This window comes from Vibrio proteolyticus NBRC 13287 (assembly GCF_000467125.1).
GTDB classification, from domain to species: domain Bacteria; phylum Pseudomonadota; class Gammaproteobacteria; order Enterobacterales; family Vibrionaceae; genus Vibrio; species Vibrio proteolyticus.
In genome coordinates, this window is sequence record NZ_BATJ01000007.1 from 211,895 (window position 1) to 235,063 (window position 23,169).

A 23,169-nucleotide genomic window follows, 5' to 3' on the forward strand; every position below is an offset into this window, starting at 1 on the left:
TCATCTTATTGTACATCTGTACAATTAATTACTACACAGTTGTGCAGTATATTGACAAACTGTTTCAGATCAACTTTTTTATTTACCAGATGGATAATAATTTCGAAGTGAAAAAAACCTGAAGATCTGGTAAAAGGGTGCGGTAAACACTGGCGATTAAGAGCAATGAGCGAGAGAAAACAAGGGCGTAGAAGCGCACAAGATGCGGAAAAGACCAAATGCGAAATTTTGCGGGTAGCCTCAGAGCTGTTTTGCGAACTGGGTTATGAACGCGTTTCGTTACGTAACATCAGCGAAAAAGCAGGAGTATCACACAGCTTAATCCGCCATCATTTTGGTAGTAAAGAGAAGATCTGGCACAGTATCAGCGATAACCTCCACGAGTTTATCGAGCAGTACATGCGGGTGATATATCAAAATATTGCGCCCGAGCGGCCAGCTAATGTGAAGCTGTATATCTTCTCCACTCGATTACTGGCCTACATGCTGATATTCAAGCAGCCAATACAGCTGATTGCCGATGCCGTTCGCCAGGAAGACGCCTTGTTTGATTACTTTATCGATTCGGCAGGTGAGGTGGAATCATTCGTCAACTCACTCGCTGACGAATACAACCGCGATTTCCCGCAAACGCCGGTCAGAGTGTGGGAACTCAAATGGCAGATGATACTTTACGCACACGGAGCCGCGTCGCTAACGCCATTTTTGAAAGAAACCTGGTCTGATGAAACAGCCGATATGGACAAGTGCTTGCTCAAGCACTGGTTTTTGTATGAAGAAACGATCGCATTCAGGTTAAACGTTGATAATCAAGATCGTTTAACTCCAAGCAGTGTTGAAGAGTTACTGTACGACTTCCCCTGCTGCGCAGAGTAAAACTGTCAATAAAGAAGAGAGGCTGATGCCTCTCTTCTTTTGTTAATCAGTTCGGGACAATGACTTTCCCATCTTTCACCGGGAAAGTATTTCCGGTCGGCTTATTCGCCATACGTACCGTCGTTGATGCACCATCAAACTCGTACGTGACATTGTAACCGATCACTTTGGTGGATGTCGTGTATTCAGTGTGGCACTGTTTCTGAGTCGTGGTGACCACATCATTCGCCTGCACATTTTCCTGAATCGTACGTCCAGCCAGGGCCCCTGCAATCGTGCCAGCGGCCGTTGCAATTACTTTACCTGAACCACCACCGATCTGGTTACCCAATGCCGCTCCAGCGGCTGCACCACCAATGGTACCAATAAGTTTGCCTTCATCTTTGGGTTGAACGGGTTGAGTCACGGCCACATCGACACACACCTGATGCGGTGTTTTCACCTCTTTTGTTGCGGTGTCGACCATAGTAATCTTGGCCACAGTCGGCGTCGAAGGGGTGGCTTCGGCTGATTCAGATTTATCCTTGCATGCTGACAAAACCGTAACTGCCGCAACAGCCAGAGCGAGAGTCTGTAGTTTCATGGTTAGTTCCTGTTGTTCCAATCGTGAGCTGATCATAATGTCGTTCACTCAAGCTACATCAGGATAGACCAAGCTTTCTGTCATTCTGTGGTCAGATTCTTCATACAAAAATGACCTGATTTCTATCTAATGGAATCAAACCAGCGCCACGATTGAGTCAGTACATTCGTGTAGCCCTCACTCGGCGCCTCCATAGGATCAGGGGTGCTTCAGTCGCTTTTTGTAATGAATTTAAACCAGAAAGAGAGAAGCTGTATGTTATGTGATGATTCAGATCGTACAAGCGCTCCTACGCCCTACACTGAACAAAAAGGATAGATTTTGTTGTTTACCAGTAAGCCTGATACGAAAAAAGCAGCCATAAGGCTGCTTTTCGAAAACTTGGAGCGGGCAGCGGGAATCGAACCCGCATCATCAGCTTGGAAGGCTGAGGTAATAGCCATTATACGATGCCCGCGCATCGCGTTGATGGGTTTAATATGCCACAATTCTCTGAAAAGAAAACCTTTTTTTTCTCTTTTCAATTCAAGTGAGCATGGAATAATCAAACTAGGCCGAGTAAGCCACATCATCGCTGTCAATTTGAGCAAATCGTTTTATGACAGCCTGGTCTTTACCCGAGTGTTTAGCCTGATACATCAGCTTATCGGCATCAGTTAACGTGATTTTCTGATTGGCTTTTAGATAATACGCGCACCCGAGACTTACCGTGACGTTGTCATCTAAAATGCTTGATATCGTCCGCTCTCTCACACTCTGGCAAATCTGATTCGCTATCTGAGTCGCATGCTCAAACGTTGTATTATCAAAGACCACTGCAAACTCTTCCCCACCGATGCGGCCAACCACTTTATCCCGACCCGCCACGTAAGATACCGTTTGGGCGACTTCACGAATGACTATATCGCCAACACTGTGACCAAAGCGGTCATTGATCGATTTGAAATCATCAATGTCAAACACCATTACGGCCACCCGTCGCCCTTTACTTACACACATATCAAATTGAGTCATAAAATGGCGCCGATTACACAATCCCGTTAATGCATCGGTTTGCGACAAAATCATCAGTTCTTGATTAGCTTGTTTCAATTGTCGGGTACGGAGTTTGACCGTCATGATCAACGCGACAATAAACGCAACCATTGCAATCACAGTGATCGCGCCAATGATTGGCCACAAGTAGTCGGGATACACCGTTTTGATGTACATCCAACGATTCATAATCCGCGCTTTTTCTTCTTGAGGAATGTTTTCTATGCCGGTCATGATTGTGCTGAGATTGCGGCTCTTTCCCTGAGGTACAGCCGGCCTCAACTCGCCCGAATACAGATGACGAACACCAACAAAACTGGCTGGATTTGTCGAAGAGTAAAGATAGAAATTAGCAACCTGTAGATCAGCAATAAACGCCTGAATATCACCACTAAACGCTGCTTTTAGCATAATTTCGTTATTGTCAAAGCGAAGCAACGGCAGATTGGGGTACTGCCGCATAGCAAACTCTTCTTCGTAACCACCCCGTACCACACCGACTGGGTAAGTGTGCTTTCCTTCTAGGAATAGATTGACGTCAGTGCCCATCAAGCGGTCACTAAGATACAGTTGCGTTTCTATGGTAAAAATGGGCGCAGCGTAATCCAGAAAATGATCGCGTTTAGCAGACCAAAGCAACCCGCCGTGAACATCCGCCTTCCCACTCTTCATCGCTTCCAGTGACTGATTCCAGTCGACCAGATAAAATTCAACACGGACATTATTCGCTTTGCCATACGCACTCCAGAGGTCAATCAGGATCCCGGCAGGTTCTCCGTTTTCGTTCAGATAAGCGAAGGGTTTCCAGGCTTTTGAGTTGGCGACAATCAGTGTATTTTGATCATCAACTTCTGCAGATACCGTTCTGGTCAGAAACAGAACGACACATCCTAACAACAATAACAGACGCAATTTCACTCCGGTTTTTCATATGCTGAACACTCGATTCTGCACGTTTGCTCACCCAGTTATTCTTTGAGACTTCTATATAGGTCAATAGATTTTAATTCACCCAATAAATAGACAGCTTTTCGAGCTCGATCTCGTTTTACTGACATTTAGATCACTTAATGATCGCGCTGTCACTGATATTCTTCATTTATATTGAAATGTTTGATCAACAACGCACTTCTGCATGGAATCTCAGCCATAAAAAAACTCCCGTTTGGGAGGTTTTTCCAATTGATGAATTATATAGATGCCGCTTCAACGTAGTGTTGGAGATCCTGATCAGAGACCGTCGTAATATATTGATCATTCAGGTAAAACGCCACGCTATCTGAACCTTTCTCGCCACGCAGGGTCTTGTGAGTACCATCGAGGTAAGTCAATTCCATTTCTAGCGTGTTTTCATCGATTTCTGTCATCGTTGCCTGTTCAATCTGGCTGTTGTTGGTTTGCAACGGAACCGTGGTTAACGATTTATCCAACTTACTGTTCACTTTAAGCAATGCATCCGCTGGCGTATCCACAACTGCCGGCGACTTACCGGAAATCGGATTCGTGCCAGTCCAGAATTCAACTGCATTAAAAATAAATAAATCTGCAATAGAAGCGATACCATAAACCGGGGACAGCAAAATAAACAGCCCTTCCCGTCCGTAACGGTTATCTACCGCTTTTAAGTTAAATTTAGTCACCATACCCGTTGTGGCCATTTGGCCCATACATCCGGTCAGTGTCGAGACGCCAAGAGCTGAAATGATGGCGATCTTAATTGCGTTCTTTTTCATTGGTTCCACTACGTTGCGATGAGAAGTGCGCGAATAGTAAAGTCACAAAGGGTCAAATCAAAGGCCACAAAATTACTATTGACAATATCCTGACGATACGTGAAATGAACTTAATCTTTATTTATCATTATTTTATATTACATATTTTTATAAATATTGTAGAAACCATAGCAAGTCCACTGTCTCATCCCCATCGCTTTCATTTCTCATCATTTCACCCACCGAAACGAAACAAATTAATAACATTTACTTAATCAAAATAACAACCAATGAGAAAGTTATCATTTAACCCAAAAAGAGATTCCAATCACATTTGGATTGGTTATAATCCGCGCTCTTTGCGCTATCTGTTGATATTTGCAAACTTATTTTGAAGAAATAGCACCATTACCATTCACCTACCTGCATTTAGCAGGGACAACCGAGTAAGAAAATGAGCAAGATTGATAAAGCCATGCGGATTCTGCTGGCTGGTTTCTGTATCAACCTTTGTCTTGGCATTCTTTATGCCTGGAGTGTATTTAACAAAGCCCTAGTGACTGATTTTGGCTGGAGTGCCGCAGACGCTTCTTCCCCTTATGCGATTGCAACCATCACATTCTCTGTTTGTCTTTTGATCGCAGGTATTCTTCAGGATCGGATGGGGCCACGTAAAATCCTTATTCTGGGTACGACGTTAACTGGCCTGGGTATGATCGCTTCCGGCTTCGCGTCATCCGTTTTGATGCTCAACCTGACATTCGGTGTCATGACTGGTGCGGGTATCGGTTTTGGTTATGCATGTCTGTCACCTTCCGCAATGAAGTGGTTCCACAGTTCTAAAAAGGGTCTGGTCAACGGTCTGATTGCCGCAGGCTTCGGTCTGGCTGCGATTTATCTGGCGCCTCTGACGTCCATGTTGATCAGTGATCTGGGGATCAACACCAGCTTCATGATTCTTGGTGTGGGTGTTTTGGTGATCGCAGTTCCACTGGCGTGCACCATCAACAACCCACCGACAGGCTACGTACCCACAGAACCAAAGCTGAAAGCAGGTCAAACCGCGAAAGCAGTGAAAACCTCTTTGGACTTGAGCTGGAAATCCATGCTGAAAACGCCACAATTTTACTCGTTGTGGATCATGTATGCGTTTGCTGCCTCAGTTGGCCTGATGATCATTGGTAACATCACTAATATTGCAAGTGTTCAGGCGAGCCTGCCAAACGCTGTATATCTGGCCTCTATTCTGGCGATCTTTAACTCCGGTGGCCGGGTTGCCGCAGGTATTCTGTCAGATAAAATTGGCGGCGTGCGCACCTTACTGCTGGCCTTTGTACTCCAAGGCATCAATATGGTGCTGTTCGCAACGTTTAACTCCGAACTCACGCTGATCATCGGTACTGCGATTGCAGCCATCGGTTACGGCACCCTGCTCGCCGTGTTCCCATCGATTACTGCGGAATACTATGGTTTGAAAAACTACGGCACGAACTACGGCGTTTTGTATACATCATGGGGTATTGGTGGCGCCATCGGAGCAGCAGTTGTCGGCTACTCAATGGCCCACGGTGGAGGATACACCTTGGCTTACACTATCTCAGCAGTGATGATGGGCGTATGTATTGCTCTGGCACTGATCACCAAGCCCGTCACGGATGAGAAAGCGGCACAACTTCAATCCGCCGACGCATAATCGATTGAATTAGAATCAAAAAGGCTTAACCTTAGAGTTAAGCCTTTTTTGTTTATGCGTTTTATGCCAACACTGCCCGAACTCAAACCTGACTATTATCGCGATAACTTTCTGAAGCTGACCCATCACGCCAGATATTGGTATGGCGATCTACTTCATTCCCACGAGCACGCTTGGTTAACCAGCTTTGATGCACTCTCAGCACCGGCACAGTGCTTACTCGTGCGTATGCTGGCACGCAAAGGTCGTTGGTTTCGGACGGACAAACTGAATTACAGCGAAATACCTGACATAACCGTCAGCCTGTTTGAGTTAGCTGGCGATCAATTTATTGCGCTCCCCGAACAGGTTGAGTTAAAAACGCTCGCGGAACAGCTGCTAACCAAACCCGAAATTCTCGCACTCTGGCCAAACACCAATCGACAACGTCGTAAAGAGCAGCTTGTTGCCTCATTACCCGACTCAACACAAATTCACACCGAGGCTTTGGCTTTTCAACCCATTGAGTTGCAACACGCCAATATCATCAGGCTGCTACTGGTACTGTTTTTTGCCAATACTCATCAAGATCTGAGTCAGTTTGTGCTCGACGATTTGGGGGTACACCGTTTTGAAGCCTACCAGCTCAGCAAAGAACGCCGTTTTTTTACCGACCGAGAACAGATTGACCAATTATTGCTGCTGAGTGAACTCGCTGACGCTTATTGGTTGTGTGACCGCAAAAACATCCACCAGCTCAAAGAGTTGTTATCTGCCCTACCGCCCAAGAGTGAACACCCATATATTCAAAGAAAGCAGGAGCATTTAATCAACGACATCGCGCGCGATCTTGAACGCCAGGGAGATTGGGAAAGTGCACTGCACTGGTTCAAAACAACCCGTTTACCACCCAGTCGTGAACGCCGGGCGCGCATCTATGACAAACAGAGCCAGCTGAACCTACTTAGTGACACCGTCACGGAAATGTATCATCGCCCGCTCGATAGAGCCGAGTTTGAAGTCGCGGAAAAACTCAGCGCGTTATTAAAGCGACGACAAGGCAACAAAGTTCCTCGCCCCGTCAAGCCAAACTGCGATGAAATCCATTTAAATCTGCAATTAGATCAGCGTGTCGAACTGGCCTGTCTAGACCACTTTCAACGTGAGGGCTGGCGCGTGTACTACAGCGAAAATACCCTTTTAAATGGGTTGTTCGGGCTCGCGTTCTGGAGTGTGATATTTGCCCCCGTCGAAGGAGCTTTCATCAATGCGTATCAGTATCGCCCGCTGGATTTGTATCACGATGATTTCTACGCCAAACGCGAACAACAAATTGAAGCCGTCTTTTCACAAGTCGAGTTGCAAGGGCTCAACTGGATAAATGAGGTATATCAGGCCAAATTTGGTATCAACAACCCTTTTGTACACTGGAATAGTCTGACATCACAGTTGTTGCAAGAAGCAATCGAAGCCATACCGAGCGAAACCGTGAGCGCCCTTTTTCGAATCCAACTCAGTGATCTGAAACTCTATCGCAATGGCATGCCAGATCTCATTGCTTTCAAAGATGGCCACTACCGCTGGATCGAGGTCAAAGGCCCTGGGGATAAACTTCAGGATAATCAGTGGCGCTGGATTAAGCACTACCAGGCGCTCAATATTCCCTTCAGCGTCTGTTACGTCAATCACTAAAAAGCGGAGCATAAGTAAGCTCCGCTTTTCGTTACAGCAAACCGGTGATCGCAACCCCGACACCTACACGTTGCTGGTTTTGGTTATAATCGATCAAACTTGCGCCGTAACCGGTCGAATATTGCGCATAACCGCGGACTTTACCCCAAATGGGAAACGTTACACCCAGTTGTGCGAAACCTTTGTGCGTCGCAAAGTTTTCACGACCGAGGAAAGTGAACTCATATTCGTCCCACTTGTAAGCACTGGTGAGTTCAAAATGCCCCATATAATCTTCGATATCCGGGTTATCGTCACCGTCCGGATCATCCGGTGAATCTTTACTGTCTTCAGGTATCCGCCACCAAGGCTGTAACGCAATCGCAAAATTATCTTTTGAGAAAGTCAGGTTCGTATAGATACGGTTCCAACTGCGCGACAGATCCTGGCGCTGGCCATTGGATTCATGCTCAATACCAAAGCCTAGCCAGGTTTTGCCCCCCATCGGCGACCAGGCTGTCGGGGTGAAGTAAAACAGTTCCGGGCGATAATTGGTTTCACGAAATGGGCGTGAAATATCCTGTGCATAGACCTGCCAGAAAGACTTTAAGGTCATACCAAAGAACAAACCATCGCCGTCGAATAATAGATCTTCATAGTTCAATGGCACCTTAAAGCTGATCTGAAATTCCGCTTCAGCATGACGTAAATCATCTGCCCAGTCGGTTTCGGCATAGGCATCTTTATTGATTCGGTCACTATAGGTCACAGGCAGAATGTAGTTCATTCTGTGTGCTGTCATCACAAACGGTTCAAACGCCGTTTTACGCTCAGACTCAACGCGCTTGGTGACCACACTCTCCTGCTCTTCCTCTTGCAACGGTGCTTCAGCTTCAGGTTCAGATTGCACGTCCACCACTTGTTGCAGTTGGCACTGATTGCGTACATCCTCAATTTTGGTGCTGCCGTCTTTGGTTTTTAATGCATCCAGTAAACAGAGGTCATAAGCACTCATCGCTTCAGCTCCTGCCATAGGCGAGGCTAGCAGGCCTAGCATCATCACGCCCGGAATTTTCACTTCCATCGGAAATCCTTATTCGGCTAAACAGGTTAAACGCGCTCAATTCTAATAGAAAACAGCGTTCATGATAGTTACAAAGATGTAAAAGTCGTGTCAATATCAGTTATCGGACACAGTTTGCTTATCATTTAACCGAATCTCTGTAAATTTCTGACGTTAGATCTGCATCCGATATAACGTATACTTACCCCTCACACTCAGAAATTGGTAAGCGAATGAAATATCGTCACATTTTGATTGCTCTTCTGGTCGTCGTTTTTTCCGGATGTGCGACATACGCTGGCTTTAACTATGATCAGCTGTTTGGTGAATCAACGGTGCGCGAACGCACAGCACCGCAACACTCAGTTCAGGTCGATTACTTTCTCAACGAAGTGAAACCGGTTATAGATAATCGCTGCGTTGTTTGTCACGCCTGTTACGATGCCCCTTGTCAGTTAAAGATGTCATCGGTGGAGGGCATTGACCGTGGCGGCAGCAAAGAGCAGGTTTATCAGGGCACTCGCCTGATCGCTTCGAAACCTACCCGGTTGTTTGAAGATGCTCAAACGACACAAGAATGGCGCGACTTCGGCTTTCATCCTGTGCTCAATGAACGCGACCAAACCACGGAAGCCAACCTTCAGGCCGGGCTCATTGCCCGCCTGTTAATGCAAAAGAAAAATCATCCCCTGCCAGCACAAACTCAGTTAGAAGGATTCGATTTTTCTATTGACCGCGATCAGATCTGCCCCACGATTGAAGAATACGAGCAGTATCAGAACGATTATCCGACCTGGGGAATGCCTTATGGCATGCCAAACCTCACCGACGCAGAATACGCGACATTGATGACCTGGCTTCAAAATGGAGCAGTAATGAATCAACCGTTGCCCTTGAATGACGCTGAATCAAGTCTGGTTGAGCAGTACGAAGCCTTGTTCAACAAAAGCTCGCGTAAAAACCAATTGGCAGCACGTTATATCTACGAACACCTATTTTTGTCACACCTCTACTTTTCACAACTTGAAGGTGAGCCTCGCTTTTTCAGTCTGGTGCGCTCGGCGACTCCACCAGGTGAGCCAGTACAACGCATAGCAACACGCCGCCCCTACGATGATCCAGGTGTCGAGCGAGTGTATTACCGCCTTATCCCAGTACAAAGTACGATCGTTGATAAAACCCACATGCCTTACGCTCTGAACAATAAACGTATTCAGGACTGGAAGCGCTGGTTTATCGATGCGGATTATCAGGTTGCAACCCTGCCGAGTTATCAGCCGGAAGTCGCCGCGAATCCGATGACTGCATTTATCGATCTGCCGGTCAAAGCACGCTTTAAGTTCATGCTTGATAATGCTCAGAACACCATCATGGCCTACATCAAAGGGCCGGTATGCCGGGGACAACTGGCACTGAACGTTATTAACGATCGCTTTTGGGTGTTCTTCCTCGATCCGGACAAAGCCGACATGCCGGAGGTTAATAACTTCTACCGTTCTCAGGCTGACAACCTCAAGCTTCCGGGCGAGCTCGAAAGCAATACGCTTCCGGTCGTAAACTGGGTGAAGTTCTCACGCCAGCAAGCACGTTATCTGGAAGCCAAATCGGAATTCATCAATAAAACGTTCAAAAATGGTGAGCATCTCAATACCGACCTGATCTGGACAGGTAATGACACCAACCCGAACGCTGCTTTGACGGTGTTCCGCCATTTTGATAGTGCTTCGGTGGTGCAAGGCCTGGTTGGCGAGCCACCTAAAACCGCTTGGGTGCTGGATTACGCGTTGCTTGAGCGTATCCATTACCTTCTTGTGGCGGGTTTTGACGTCTACGGCAACTTTGGCCACCAACTGATGACCCGCATGTTCATGGACTTTCTGCGCCTTGAAGGCGAAAGTAACTTCGTTGCACTGCTGCCACGAAATGTACGTCATGAGGAACAAGCCAGCTGGTATCAGGACAAGAGCCCCGAACTGAAAGATTTCCTGTTGCGAAATGTTAAGCCGTTCGATCAGCCTTCACACGTCCCCTATCAGACGACACAATACAAGAAGGAGTTGTATGATATCCTCAAAACGAAGCTTTCCCCCGTTTTGAGCAATCGCTACAAGATCGAGCAAACAGGTCTCAACGAGGAAAACGAAACATTACTGCGCTCTGTCGGGAACATTAGTGGTGAAGGGCTGATGTATGTGCCACAAATCGTGATGCTGATGATCGAAACTCAACAAGGCCAGGATCAATTGTTCACGTTGATACACAACAATGCCCACACCAATATCTCAAGTTTGTTTGACGAAGATAATAACCGTGACCCGAAAAATGATGATCTCACTTTAGTCCGTGGAGTGATCGGCAGCTATCCCGCTGCGTATCTATCTGTCAAAGAAAATCAGGTTCCCCAGTTGGTGGATATGCTGAAAAATATTCAGTCTGAGCAAGACTACGTTAAGTTGTTGGATACATTTGCGATTCGTCGAAGCTCACCTGAATTCTGGCCATTCAGCGATCGTGTTCACACCTGGTATAAGGCAAATCAGCCTATCGAATCTGGTTTACTTGACTACAATAGATTTGAGAATAGGTAGAAACGTACAACCAAGTGAACAGTGGACACTAGGAGGTGCAAGATGAGGATTCGAGATCGTATTGAAGCACTCGAGCAACAAATCTACGTCGCCTGTTCAGAAGGTGACTTTGATACCGTGAACATGCTTGAGAACCAGCTCGAAGCGCTCAGAGGCAAAGTTGAACATCCGTTCGACGACGACCCTTACGCACTCGAGGGCAAAACCTTTCTTGACGACGAGTGGTAAGCCGTTCATGGGTCCTGACTAAAAGCCATTCACCTCCTTCGGGAGGTGAATGTTTTTGTGACCAAAACTGCTCACTTTTCACCAAAGCAAATTCCACAGCTATTTCGCCGTCTTTCCGCTACAATTCACTCTGCTAATTTTTTCGCTTTACCAAGTTATCGGTACCGATATCATTGCAACGCAACCGTTTGCCCCACTTCTTATTATGCCATTAAGAGGACTTTATGCTGCCAGACATAGAGATCTGTCGCTCTGCCGAGCTACAACCCATTGATACCATTGCCGCGAAAGCCGGCTTAACTACCGATGAATACCAGTCTCAGGGAAAGTACAAAGCCAAAGTCTCCCTTGTCAGTCTCAAGCGACTGCAAAACAACTCTCCTGGCAAACTGATATTGGTCACGGCCATTTCACCTACCCCGCTTGGAGAGGGTAAAACCGTTACCACTATTGGTCTGGCACAAGGACTGGCGAAATTGAACCGTTCAGTGATGGCTTGTATTCGACAACCCTCTATGGGGCCTGTATTTGGCGTGAAAGGCGGCGCTGCCGGCGGGGGTTATTCTCAGGTCGCGCCAATGGAAGAACTTAACCTGCACCTGACCGGCGATATTCACGCCGTGACCGTTGCGCATAATCTGGCGTCGGCGGCGATTGATGCACGAATTTTTCATGAGCAACGTGAGGGGTATGACGCGTTTGAGGCCCGGACTGGATTACGTGCTTTGCGTATCGATCCGGATCAGGTCGTGTGGAAACGGGTCATGGATCACAATGATCGCGCGCTCAGAATGGTTGTCGTCGGACGCAATGAACCAGGCAAGCACGTCAACGGGTTTGAACGCGAAGACGGTTTCGATATTTCAGCCGCTTCTGAGCTGATGGCAATTCTGGCACTGGCGGCCAATTTAAGCGATTTGCGTCAACGCATTGGCCGCATCGTGCTCGCCTATGATCTGGATGGTCAACCAGTCACCACTGAAGACCTTCAGGTTGCCGGTGCCATGGCGGTGACGATGAAAGATGCGATTGAACCCACACTCATGCAAACCTTGGAAGGCGTGCCTACTCTGGTTCATGCCGGTCCTTTCGCCAATATTGCGCACGGAAACTCTTCCATCATTGCCGATGACATCGCTACCCGGCTGGCAGAATTTACTGTCACCGAAGGTGGCTTTGGTTCGGACATGGGGTTTGAGAAAGCATGCAACATCAAAGCGCAAGTTTCCGGTAAAGCGCCAGACTGCGCGGTAATTGTCGCCACGTTACGTGGCCTAAAAGCCAATTCAGGACATTATGATTTGCGTCCAGGACAAGCGATTCCCGATCGCCTGTTCGATGAAGACAGCGCCGCCCTCCAAGCTGGCTTTGAGAACTTGAAATGGCACATTAATAACGTTAACAAATATGGCATTCCCGCTGTCGTTGCCATTAACCGGTTCCCACAAGACTCGGAGTCCGAACTGAGGCAACTGGCTGAGTGGGTCGAAGCTTTGCCAAATAACGTTCAGGTAGCCGTGAGTGAAGGCTTTACACAGGGAGGTAATGGAACCCGCGAACTGGCAGAGAAAGTTGTTCATCAATGCGCGCATCCTGGCGAGTTTTCGCCACTCTATCGCATGTCAGATTGCCTGGAAGCGAAACTGATGGCGGTAGCGGAGGTCGGGTATGGCGCCCGTCACGTCGACTTAAGTGAGCGTGCTCAGCAACAACTAGCCCGCTATAAACAACTAGGGTACGACCACCTTGCTGTTTGTATGGCCAAAACGCCTCTGTCTATCACTACCGACAGCAGTATCAAAGGCGCTCCGCATGGCTTTGATGTCCCGGTCAGGGAGCTAAAATTGTGTGCCGGCGCAGGGTTCATCTACGCACTGTGCGGCAACGTTATGACCATGCCAGGCCTACCAGATAAACCCGCGTTCATGCAGCTTGATCTGGATGGCAACGGCAATATTATCGGTTTGAACTAATTTCATATTCGCAACTCAACAGGCGGGGCTCTCCCGCCTTTTTGATCTTCCCTGCTCGGAATGCCATACCTAATTTCATTGGTTGTGTAAGTTTTTCTGCATTGCGCCGTTCTACTTATTCATATCAAGCAACCCATTGAACGAGATTAGTATGAAAATAAAGTCAAAGTTTTTGTTAGGGATAGGAGCAACACTGCTAGTGATTGCTTCACTGTTGACTCACGCCGATGACAAAGCCTCAACCGCGAAAAGTCCTTCTGCTCAGTATGAAATCGCCACCCTTGCCGGTGGATGTTTTTGGTGTACAGAGTCGGATCTGGAAAAACTCAACGGTGTGGTCGATGTGGTGTCAGGTTATTCAGGTGGCGATGTCGACAACCCAACATATAAACAGGTCTCTTCCGGTAAAACCGGGCACATCGAAACCGTGAATGTAACTTACGACCCTAAGGTCGTGAGCTATGAACGTGTATTGGATGAGTTTTTCCGTCACATCGATCCAACCGATGACAAAGGATCTTTTGTTGATCGTGGTCTTCAATACCGGCCAGCTATTTTCTACCGCAGCGAAGAGCAAAAACAGATTGCTCAACGTTTCATGCAGGAGATAGAACAATTAGGCGTGTTTAAAAAGCCGCTCAAAACAGAACTTATCTCGTTTACTAAATTCTGGCCAGCTGAGGATTATCATCAGGATTACTACAAACGGAATAAAATTCGTTACAACTACTACCGCTATGCGTCTGGTCGTGACCAGTATCTGGATGAGATCTTTGGTGATGACCGTAACGACCATCCGGTAACCCTGCGGGAAATGATCGACGAGAAAAAAAATCAACCGGCAGTGCGGACCTACAGCAAACCGTCAGACAAAGCAATTCGTGAGCAACTGACTGATCTGCAATACTACGTGACACAAGAAGATGGCACAGAGCGCGCGTTTCAAAATGAGTACTGGGACAACAAACAAGATGGCATTTATGTGGACGTGGTGACCGGGGAACCGCTGTTTTCTTCCAAAGACAAGTACAAATCCGGCACAGGCTGGCCAAGTTTCTCTAAACCGATAAACGAGGCTTACATTCAGTTGAAAACGGATTACAAACTGCTCTATCCACGAACCGAGGTTCGCAGCCGGTTTGGTGATTCTCATTTAGGGCACGTGTTTGATGACGGCCCTGCCCCCACTGGCCTACGCTACTGCATGAACTCTGCCGCCATGCGATTCATACCAAAAGAGCAGATGGAAAAAGAAGGCTACGGAGACTACTTATATCTCTTCGAGAGTTAACGGCTCACACCGGTTGAGCTAATACAAAAAAGCCTGTCGCTGAGACAGGCTTCTCTTTGCCGCGTGTCAATTATTTCATGATGCGGGCTTTGAACTGACGGCCTTTCATCCGCCCTTCCTGCAACTGTTTCAACGCACGCTTGGCGACCGTTTTGTCCACAGCGACATAAGACACCATCGGCATAATGTTGATCTTGCCAATCAATTTCCCTTCAATTCCCGCTTCTTTGGTCAGTGCGCCCAGAATGTCCCCTGCACGTACTTTAGCTTTTTTACCCCCCAGGATCTGGATGGTACTCATCGGCGCGTAGAATGGACGTTCAACCGGTTTTTCCGGTAGCACAGCGGCACGGATATCCATGTCCATATATTCTTCAATCCGTGCAACACGATACGCTTCTTTTTCGTTGTAGAAACTGAATGCCTTACCTTTCGCACCGGCCCGTCCGGTACGGCCAATCCGGTGCACGTGCACTTCAGGATCGCGCGACAGTTCGAAGTTAAACACGGCATCCAGATTATCAACGTCAAGGCCACGTGCTGCCACATCCGTCGCAACCAGAATCGAGATACTCTTGTTCGCAAACATGGTCAGTGCCTGATCACGCTCGCGCTGCTCCATATCGCCATGCAGTTCAACCACACTAAAACCGCGATGAGACAGTTCGTCGGTCACATCCATGACCTCTTTCTTGGTGTTACAAAACACCACTGACGACTCGGGTTTGTGGTGCAACAGTAGTGCTTCCAACGCATCATCACGCGCCTGCTCGCTCTCCATTGAGAAAAACTGTTGATGAATCGTCTGTGTATCGTGGGTCGACGCAACTTTCATCAACTCCGGGTTTTGCATAATGCGTCCGGCAATGGATTCAATCTGAGGTGGGAATGTCGCACTGAACAGCAAGGTCTGACGTTGTACTGGTGCAGCGTCAATCACTGCGTCCAGCGCTTCCTGAAAGCCCATTTCCAACATGCGGTCGGCTTCATCCAGCACCAACGTATTCAGCTCATCCAGATTAATTCGTCCTTTTTCGAGATGATCAAGAATGCGACCCGGAGTCCCCACAAGAATATGAGCGCCATGCTCTAATGAGCCGATCTGCGGCCCCATCGGCATACCACCACACAAGGTCAGCACTTTGATGTTGTGAATGCCACGCGCCAGAGTTCGGATCTCTTTGGCAACCTGATCCGCCAGCTCACGCGTCGGACACAGTACCAGTGACTGCACGCGAAAACGCTTCACGTTCAAATTACTCAGCACGCCCAGTGCAAACGTCGCCGTTTTACCTGAGCCGGTCTTTCCCTGACCAATCACATCTTTTCCTTGCAGAATCGCCGGCAGGCTCTGCTGTTGAATCGCGGTCATGGCGGTATAGCCGAGCGAATCCAGCGTCGTCAATAGTCCGGGCTTTAGCGGGAGTGTGTTAAACGGAACAGTCACAGTCGTGTCCTTAATCAGGGAAAAAGTAAAGGGGCGTATTATGCCGATTTGCCGGCAAGATGAAAGAAAAACCGCCTCGTTAATGAGGCGGTTTGTTCGGAATTTTATGTTTAGCGTAAACCGTGCAAGAACTCATGTCGCGTGGCAGGGTTGGATTTGAATATTCCACCCAATGCTGTTGTCGTGGTCTCACTGGTTGCGTCCATTACGCCGCGTGACTTCACACAGTAATGAGTTGCATCGATAGTGACCGCCACATCGTCAGACTCCAGTAATGTTTGCAGTGCCACCAGAATCTGTTGCGTCATACGCTCTTGCACCTGAGGGCGCTGAGCAAAGAAACGGACAATACGGTTGATCTTCGATAAACCAATGATCTTGCCACGCGGAATGTACGCCACAGCTGCTTTTCCATCGATAGTCACTAGGTGATGCTCACACGTACTGGTCACCGTGATGTCTTTGACTCGCACCATCTCGCTCACGTTCATCTTGTTTTCGATGACAGTGATCTTCGGAAAGTTTTGGTAATCCAAACCAGAGAAGATCTCATCCACGTACATTTTGGCGATACGGTGAGGGGTTTCTTCCAGGCTATCATCAGTCAGATCCAACGCCAGAAGGTTCAGGATTTCGCGCATGTGATGCTCGATTTTTTCCTTTTTCTCTTCCCGGCTGATCGAATTAGGACGCATAGGCGTTTCTAAGCCACGACGTTCTAGCGCTTCTTTAACTAACTTCGCTGACTCGCTGAGACCTGACATTCAACTTCCTCTTTGATTACCCCTTTCGGATGGCTGACAAGGATACTCGTATTTTTTAATAATTACACCCATATTTTAAAGGGGGACATTCTTTATCTCTTTGGTTCTGTGATAAAGTTGAACCCGAATGAAAAGACAATAGGACGGACTCATGGGCTGTTGTGACGCTCCTGGCTTAATGCCGATCGAAGAAGCAATGGAAAAGATGCTCTCTCGCATCAAACCGATTCAAACCACCTTACACCTCCCCCTCGCGCAAGCACTGGGTTATGTGCTCGCCGAAGACATTCTTTCTCCGATACACGTACCGCCTTTTGATAATTCCGCGATGGACGGCTACGCGATTCGAATCGCGGACCTCAAGAACAACGACACCTTGCCATTGGCAGGAAAATCTTTCGCTGGTCAACCGTTTGAAGGTGAATGGCCGCAAAATACCTGCGTGCGCATCATGACAGGCGCCAAGATTCCATCAGGTTGTGACGCCGTCATCATGCAAGAAAACACCGAAGCAACCGAGAACGGCATTCGCTTTATGCAGGCCGACGTTCAATCACAAGCAAACATTCGCCCCACCGGGGACGATATTCGCCAAGGCGATATCGTGCTGGCTCAAGGTGTCCGCCTGACTCCGCGCGACATCCCGATGATCGCGTCTCTTGGTGTCAGTAAAGTCACGGTATACCGCAAACCCAAAGTGGCGTTTTTCTCAACCGGTGACGAACTGAAACCACTGGGCGAAACACTGGAGTCTGGCCAGATTTACGACAGCAACCGTTACGGCATTAAACCTTTGATCGAGAATTTCGGATGCGAAGCGGTCGATCTCGGTATTATTCCTGACTGTCCAGAAACACTCAAAGCGACTTTTGAAAAGGCTCAGTCTCTGGCGGATGTGGTTGTTACCAGCGGCGGTGTCAGCGTTGGCGAAGCGGATTACACCAAAGATATTCTGGAGCAACTGGGGGAAATCGGTTTCTGGAAGCTGGCTATCAAGCCAGGCAAGCCGTTCGCGTTTGGCAAACTCAGTACCGCCTGGTTCTGTGGTCTGCCGGGAAATCCGGTGTCTGCGATGCTGACCATGTATGTATTGGTTCAACCTCTTTTGGCCAAACTCGGGGGTCATACTCAGTGGCAGCCACCTCAATCCATTCCGGCCATCACCAAAACCACGTTTAAAAAAGCGCCCGGCCGCACCGATTATCAGCGCGGAGTTTACCGTCTGGAGAATGGACAGTTTGTTGTCGAAACGACAGGCAACCAAAGCTCTGGCGCATTCCGCTCAATGAGCCTGGCCAACTGTTTCGTTGTTTTGGAGCGTGAGCGTGGCCGCGTTGAAGCTGGTGAAGCCGTTCAGATCCAGTTGTTCAACTCGACCTTGTACTAGTGAGGAGCCGGATTTGGAGATTTTGTCCGATCAGGAAATGTTGCGCTACAACCGCCAAATCATACTGCGTCAGTTTGATTTCGACGGTCAGGAAACGCTGAAGCAGAGTTCGGTACTGGTTCTGGGGGCCGGCGGCCTCGGCTGCGCTGCCACTCAGTACCTGGCAACCGCGGGAACCGGAAAACTGACTCTCATTGATGACGACAAGGTAGAGTTGTCCAACCTGCAACGACAGGTCTTGCACAGTGATGGCGACATCGGTCGACTTAAAGTCGATTCTGCTGCAGAGTCTCTACGCATGCTCAACCCTCACCTTACCGTAAAGACCGTTGCACAGCGTCTCGACGATAACGAACTGCGCGCTTTGATCGACCAACATGATTTGGTGCTTGACGCCAGTGACAACGTCACAACCCGTAACCAACTCAACCGCCTTTGTTATGTCAGTAAAACACCACTGGTATCCGGCGCCGCTATCCGCATGGAAGGCCAAGTCAGTGTGTTTACTTTTCAGGATCAGGCACAGCCTTGCTATCAATGCCTGAGTGCCCTATTCGGTGACACAGCATTAACCTGCGTTGAAGCCGGAGTCATGGCACCTGTGGTGGGTATTGTTGGCGCGGTTCAGGCAATGGAAGCCATCAAAGTACTGTGCGGATACGGGAAGCCACTCGAGGGCAAAATTTTAATCCTGGATGCGCTTTCGATGTCCTGGCGAGAAATGAAATTGATGAAAATGCCGGATTGCCCGATCTGCTCTCACTGAATCATAACCTGCGCGGATCTCGTTGTTCTTTGCCCCGGTCAATCCGGGGCTTTGTTTATCTGACTCTTATTACGTATTTCTATCAATGATGATCGTTTAAAACGCGATATGCCCTACACTAGCTATATGAGAGTGACCTGATTTAGCGCCGCAGATAATCCGACACACTCAGGCCACCCGGGCTAAGTTGCCACCAGCCAGGGGGATGTATGGATAAACCAATTGTCTACTTAACTGCATTGATTCTCGCTGTTTTAATTCTGATTGTTGTGCTTTCACTTGATGACCAGCACCCAACACAAGTTTCCGCTCGAATACTGGAAACGTCACAAACTCAATCATTGGACGGGATACGGAAGTATCTCACCGTACAAATGGATAACCGTTCCCCTATCGTTGTGATCATTCCGCCCAGCAGCAATTGCGAAAGCGCATCCAGAGCAAAACTCGATAAGCTGACCGATCTGTCCGGAACAAACACAACATACCGATTTATTTCATGTCACTGATCGACTATCTTGTTGTTTCCACATACGTAAAGGAGACGTTATGACCCCGCTAGTCACCCCTGAATGGTTGGAGACAAGGCTCAATCAACACAATCTGGTGATCCTCGACAGCAGCATTGAGTTTCAGATCCCCGGAGAGTTTGAAAAAGACAAAATCAATCTCATCCCGGGCACCGTCAGATTCGATTACGACAAGGTGTTCTGCGATCCAGATTCGTCACTTCCTCATATGATGCCGTCTGAGTCTCGCTTTAATCAGGAGGCCCGCAAGCTTGGAATAAATAAAGATTCGGTGATCGTTATCTACGATAACAGCGGCACATTTGCGTCCCCAAGAGCTTGGTGGATGTTTCTGGCTATGGGGCACCAGGAAGTGTATATCCTCGATGGCGGATTGACCGAATGGAAACGTGCCGGTTTACCTCTTGTTCAGCAGTACCGCATCGCCGAACATCCAGGTAATTTCTCAGGCCAGCTTAACCCAAACTACTTCGTTGATGCTGCCTGCATTCTTAATGAAATTGCCAATCTGGAGAGCTTAACCGTCGATGCTCGTGGACGAGCCCGTTTTAATGCCGAGGTTCCCGAACCCAGGCAAGGCGTTCGGGCGGGTCATATTCCAGCATCGGTTTGCTTACCTTTTGCCGAGCTGATGGACGAACACAAGATCAAATCAGTGGTTGATCTTAAGCCGTTACTTGAACGCGTTTTTGATAAGCCCCAGCAACGTTACTTCTTCAGCTGTGGTTCGGGCGTAACGGCGTGTATCGTAGCTCTGGCCGCCTATCTGTGTGGATATCAGAACCTGGCTGTCTATGACGGCTCCTGGACCGAATGGGGTCAGCGAGCCGAATTACCAATCGAATAGGAAAAGCCCCGTCATTGTGTACGGGGCTTTTTGAATACCGCGACAAACGGCGGCTAAAGCTCTTGCTAACCGCCCTCATCAAAAATGCGGCTAACTGTCGCTTGCCAGGCCGGTCATCTGTTCATCAAGGTTGAGAACTGTTAATGCGTTACTCACGCTGGTTGCAATCACGTCAATTGCCCCCGTACGCAGCGCCCCTAATAGCGCCAGCGGCTTGGTATTCTCTGCGGCAATCGCAATCACTTCAGCAATCGGTCGAAATTCATCGATCCCCAAACCAATCACTCTGTCACTCATAACGGTATCTGCAATCTGGCCGTGGATATCAAAAAAATCATAGCCGGCAAAATCGCCAACCACCCCTTGATGTAAACGTGACTGAACCACCTCTTCCGCAGTAAACCAGCCCAGATCGACCATGTAGCTGTTCTCACTCATGTCACCGATCCCCACCAACGCCATGTCAGCCTTGCGTGCCAGATCCAGCGTCTGCTTGACCGTAGCATTTTGCATGAAAGCGATCTTTTGCTCACGGTTCTCCGCGTAAGCGGGCGCATAGAGAGTTTCAGAGCTGCCGCCATATTTTTTGGCCAACTGGCGACAAATATGGTCAGCGTTAAACATGCCGCCACGTGGGTGAATGCCTCCGATACCACACACAAACTTACAGTCTCGCGGCGTGATCACACCGACATGATGGGCCACCGCAGACACGTTGCGCCCTTGCCCAACCGATACCACCATACCGTTTTGCAGATTACTGGCCAGGTAATTGGAAACCAGTCCGGCAAGTTGAGTACGCTGTTGCTCTTCGCTGGGCTGGTCTAATGCGATCAACGCACGTTTGACCCCAAAACGCTCGACCAGGCGCTGTTCGATTTTGGCGCTGAACACCGGATGGTATTTGACGGTGATCTCGACAATCCCCTCATCACGAGCCTGTTTTAACATCCGTCCGACTTTGGCACGTGAAATGGAGAATTTGCGTGAAATCTCCTCCTGCGTCGCACCATCCTGATAATACGCTACGGCAATTTCGGTCAACAGATCGGTATTTTCTACTGAAATATCCTGATTGGAACTGGTCATATCGGCTCTCACTAAAACGTATCTGTGCAGAATAACTGTCATTGAGCATCTGCTCATTGGTGTAGCATATGATACAGTGCATTTTAAATGCAACAAATGCTCATCAGAATGACAAATTCTCAGCTTACTTTTTTGGTGTTGCAATTCGACAGTAAACCTTACTCTTGCTAGGCAAACGTTTATTTGTGCCTGCACTGTAAACAGGGCAAAAAAATAGTTGATTCATGTCACCGAAAATCCCATTCATCAATTGACTTTCCGCACAGTTCAGATAAATATGAACACATCATTTACTCAGCAATCGAGCAAATGTTCAAAACAGATGCTCGGTCGCTAAACATTGACGGTTAGCTGGTCATCACATGCTGTTCTCGGTGTATGATTGATTAGCAAATACGCTTGCAAAATGTGCAAACCCGTGTTGGGTTTGTCACCCAGGAAATAGGATGATCGAGATGAGCAACAAGTTAGAACAACTTCGCAAACTAACTACTGTAGTAGCAGACACTGGTGAAATTGACGCAATTAAAAAGTATCAACCAGAAGACGCAACCACAAACCCTTCTCTGGTACTGAAAGCCGCTCAAATCGCAGAGTATGCTCCACTGATCGATCAGGCTATCGAGTACGCGAAATCGCAAAGCAGCGACAAAGCACAACAGGTTCAAGACGCTTGTGACATGCTGGCTGTGAACATCGGTAAAGAAATCCTGAAAACCATCCCTGGCCGTATTTCAACAGAAGTCGACGCTCGTTTGTCTTACGACACAGAAGGCAGCGTGGCAAAAGCTCGTCAGTTGATCAAAATGTACAACGATGCAGGCATCTCAAACGACCGCATCCTAATCAAACTGGCTTCTACCTGGGAAGGCATCCGTGCGGCTGAAGTCCTGGAAAAAGAAGGCATCAACTGTAACCTGACTCTACTGTTCTCATTTGCTCAAGCTCGTGCATGTGCAGAGGCGGGTGTATTTCTGATTTCACCATTCGTTGGTCGTATCATGGACTGGTACAAAGCAAAAGAAGGCCGTGACTTCGAACCTTCAGAAGATCCAGGCGTTCTGTCTGTTACTAAGATCTACGACTACTACAAAGCGTACGGCTACAAAACGGTCGTCATGGGTGCGAGCTTCCGTAACATCGGTGAAATCCTGGAACTGGCCGGCTGTGACCGCCTGACTATCGCTCCTGCTCTGCTTGCTGAACTGGAAGCAGCGGAAGGTGAAGTGGTTGAAAAGCTGGTTGACTCTAAAGGCGCAGAAGAGCGTCCTGCACCAATGACTCACGCTGAGTTCCTATGGGAACACAATCAAGACCCAATGGCGGTTGAGAAGTTGGCGGAAGGTATCCGTAACTTCGCAGTTGACCAGGGCAAACTGGAAGCGATGATCGAAGCGAAACTGTAATCACGCACAAATTCAAATTGGGGAAGCATAAGACTTCCCCTCTTCATTTTTATTTAAATCATTTAATACGGTAATTGTTATGGATCGTAAACATCTAGCCAATGCTATCCGTGCTCTGAGCATGGATGGTGTACAACAAGCAAACTCTGGCCACCCTGGTGCACCTATGGGTATGGCAGACATTGCTGAAGTAGTGTGGCGCTCTCACCTGAACCACAACCCAACCAATCCAGAATGGGCA

At 48.1% G+C, this 23,169-nt stretch carries 20 protein-coding genes and 1 tRNA gene; 13 read left to right on the plus strand and 8 right to left on the minus strand.

Going from position 1 to position 23,169, the window contains the following annotated elements; all coding sequences use genetic code 11:
• Positions 1-165: 165 nt before the first annotated feature.
• On the plus strand, positions 166-876 hold the full coding sequence (locus VPR01S_RS10815; protein ID WP_021705373.1) for a TetR/AcrR family transcriptional regulator: 711 nt from the start codon (positions 166-168) through the stop codon (positions 874-876).
• A 46-nt stretch (positions 877-922) separates the two neighbouring features.
• On the opposite strand, the gene VPR01S_RS10820 is transcribed toward VPR01S_RS10815, so the two are convergent.
• The 4 genes from VPR01S_RS10820 to VPR01S_RS10835 all read right to left on the minus strand — a co-directional run bounded on the left by VPR01S_RS10820 (position 923) and on the right by VPR01S_RS10835 (position 4,227).
• The gene (locus VPR01S_RS10820) at positions 923-1,459 is read right to left on the minus strand and encodes a glycine zipper 2TM domain-containing protein (protein WP_021705374.1); all 537 of its coding nucleotides are present in this window, start codon (positions 1,457-1,459) and stop codon (positions 923-925) included.
• Between the two features lie 382 nt (positions 1,460-1,841).
• A tRNA-Gly gene (locus VPR01S_RS10825) sits at positions 1,842-1,916 on the minus strand.
• A 92-nt stretch (positions 1,917-2,008) separates the two neighbouring features.
• Complete coding sequence (locus VPR01S_RS10830; protein WP_245580790.1) at positions 2,009-3,406, minus strand: sensor domain-containing diguanylate cyclase; 1,398 nt, start codon at positions 3,404-3,406, stop codon at positions 2,009-2,011.
• A 278-nt stretch (positions 3,407-3,684) separates the two neighbouring features.
• Complete coding sequence (locus VPR01S_RS10835) at positions 3,685-4,227, minus strand: DUF3332 domain-containing protein (protein ID WP_021705376.1); 543 nt, start codon at positions 4,225-4,227, stop codon at positions 3,685-3,687.
• Positions 4,228-4,660: 433 nt separating this feature from the next.
• Between VPR01S_RS10835 and VPR01S_RS10840 the strand changes: the two genes are divergently transcribed.
• Positions 4,661-5,899 (plus strand): L-lactate MFS transporter, encoded by a 1,239-nt coding sequence (locus VPR01S_RS10840; protein ID WP_021705377.1) that lies wholly within the window; start codon positions 4,661-4,663, stop codon positions 5,897-5,899.
• Positions 5,900-5,962: 63 nt separating this feature from the next.
• The gene (locus VPR01S_RS10845) at positions 5,963-7,570 is read left to right on the plus strand and encodes a VRR-NUC domain-containing protein (RefSeq protein WP_040902588.1); all 1,608 of its coding nucleotides are present in this window, start codon (positions 5,963-5,965) and stop codon (positions 7,568-7,570) included.
• 31 nt (positions 7,571-7,601) lie between these two features.
• Here VPR01S_RS10845 and VPR01S_RS10850 read toward each other — a convergent pair whose 3' ends face one another.
• On the minus strand, positions 7,602-8,633 hold the full coding sequence (locus VPR01S_RS10850; RefSeq protein ID WP_021705379.1) for a phospholipase A: 1,032 nt from the start codon (positions 8,631-8,633) through the stop codon (positions 7,602-7,604).
• Positions 8,634-8,845: 212 nt separating this feature from the next.
• Here VPR01S_RS10850 and VPR01S_RS10855 point away from each other — a divergent pair, with 212 nt between their 5' ends.
• From VPR01S_RS10855 to msrB, 4 genes are all read left to right on the plus strand, one after another.
• A complete protein-coding gene (locus VPR01S_RS10855; protein ID WP_021705380.1) occupies positions 8,846-11,200 on the plus strand; it encodes a fatty acid cis/trans isomerase in 2,355 nt (784 codons plus the stop codon).
• 42 nt (positions 11,201-11,242) lie between these two features.
• Positions 11,243-11,428 (plus strand): hypothetical protein, encoded by a 186-nt coding sequence (locus VPR01S_RS10860; protein ID WP_021705381.1) that lies wholly within the window; start codon positions 11,243-11,245, stop codon positions 11,426-11,428.
• Between the two features lie 224 nt (positions 11,429-11,652).
• On the plus strand, positions 11,653-13,401 hold the full coding sequence (locus VPR01S_RS10865; RefSeq protein ID WP_021705382.1) for a formate--tetrahydrofolate ligase: 1,749 nt from the start codon (positions 11,653-11,655) through the stop codon (positions 13,399-13,401).
• Positions 13,402-13,552: 151 nt separating this feature from the next.
• Positions 13,553-14,692, plus strand: a complete 1,140-nt coding sequence (msrB, locus tag VPR01S_RS10870; RefSeq protein WP_021705383.1) for a peptide-methionine (R)-S-oxide reductase MsrB — start codon at positions 13,553-13,555, stop codon at positions 14,690-14,692.
• A gap of 70 nt (positions 14,693-14,762) precedes the next feature.
• Here the strand turns inward: msrB and dbpA are convergent, their stop codons facing one another.
• Entirely contained in the window at positions 14,763-16,139 is a 1,377-nt protein-coding gene (gene dbpA / locus VPR01S_RS10875; RefSeq protein WP_021705384.1) for an ATP-dependent RNA helicase DbpA, read from the minus strand.
• A gap of 110 nt (positions 16,140-16,249) precedes the next feature.
• Positions 16,250-16,903 (minus strand): GTP cyclohydrolase I FolE, encoded by a 654-nt coding sequence (gene folE / locus VPR01S_RS10880; RefSeq protein ID WP_021705385.1) that lies wholly within the window; start codon positions 16,901-16,903, stop codon positions 16,250-16,252.
• A 151-nt stretch (positions 16,904-17,054) separates the two neighbouring features.
• Here folE and moeA point away from each other — a divergent pair, with 151 nt between their 5' ends.
• From moeA to VPR01S_RS10895, 4 genes are all read left to right on the plus strand, one after another.
• The gene (gene moeA, locus VPR01S_RS10885; RefSeq protein ID WP_021705386.1) at positions 17,055-18,290 is read left to right on the plus strand and encodes a molybdopterin molybdotransferase MoeA; all 1,236 of its coding nucleotides are present in this window, start codon (positions 17,055-17,057) and stop codon (positions 18,288-18,290) included.
• A 13-nt stretch (positions 18,291-18,303) separates the two neighbouring features.
• The gene (gene moeB, locus VPR01S_RS10890) at positions 18,304-19,056 is read left to right on the plus strand and encodes a molybdopterin-synthase adenylyltransferase MoeB (RefSeq protein WP_021705387.1); all 753 of its coding nucleotides are present in this window, start codon (positions 18,304-18,306) and stop codon (positions 19,054-19,056) included.
• Positions 19,057-19,265: 209 nt separating this feature from the next.
• Entirely contained in the window at positions 19,266-19,565 is a 300-nt protein-coding gene (locus VPR01S_RS22655) for a hypothetical protein (RefSeq protein WP_021705388.1), read from the plus strand.
• A 40-nt stretch (positions 19,566-19,605) separates the two neighbouring features.
• On the plus strand, positions 19,606-20,433 hold the full coding sequence (locus VPR01S_RS10895; protein ID WP_021705389.1) for a sulfurtransferase: 828 nt from the start codon (positions 19,606-19,608) through the stop codon (positions 20,431-20,433).
• A 90-nt stretch (positions 20,434-20,523) separates the two neighbouring features.
• Here the strand turns inward: VPR01S_RS10895 and VPR01S_RS10900 are convergent, their stop codons facing one another.
• On the minus strand, positions 20,524-21,522 hold the full coding sequence (locus VPR01S_RS10900) for a sugar-binding transcriptional regulator (protein WP_040902575.1): 999 nt from the start codon (positions 21,520-21,522) through the stop codon (positions 20,524-20,526).
• 455 nt (positions 21,523-21,977) lie between these two features.
• On the opposite strand from VPR01S_RS10900, the gene tal reads away from it, so the two are divergent.
• Together tal and VPR01S_RS22275 are read left to right on the plus strand one after the other, a co-directional pair.
• Positions 21,978-22,928, plus strand: coding sequence for a transaldolase (gene tal / locus VPR01S_RS10905; RefSeq protein WP_021705391.1), 951 nt, complete (start codon positions 21,978-21,980; stop codon positions 22,926-22,928).
• A 79-nt stretch (positions 22,929-23,007) separates the two neighbouring features.
• A partial coding sequence (locus VPR01S_RS22275) for a thiamine pyrophosphate-binding protein (RefSeq protein ID WP_156008722.1) occupies positions 23,008-23,169 on the plus strand: 162 nt, incomplete at its 3' end.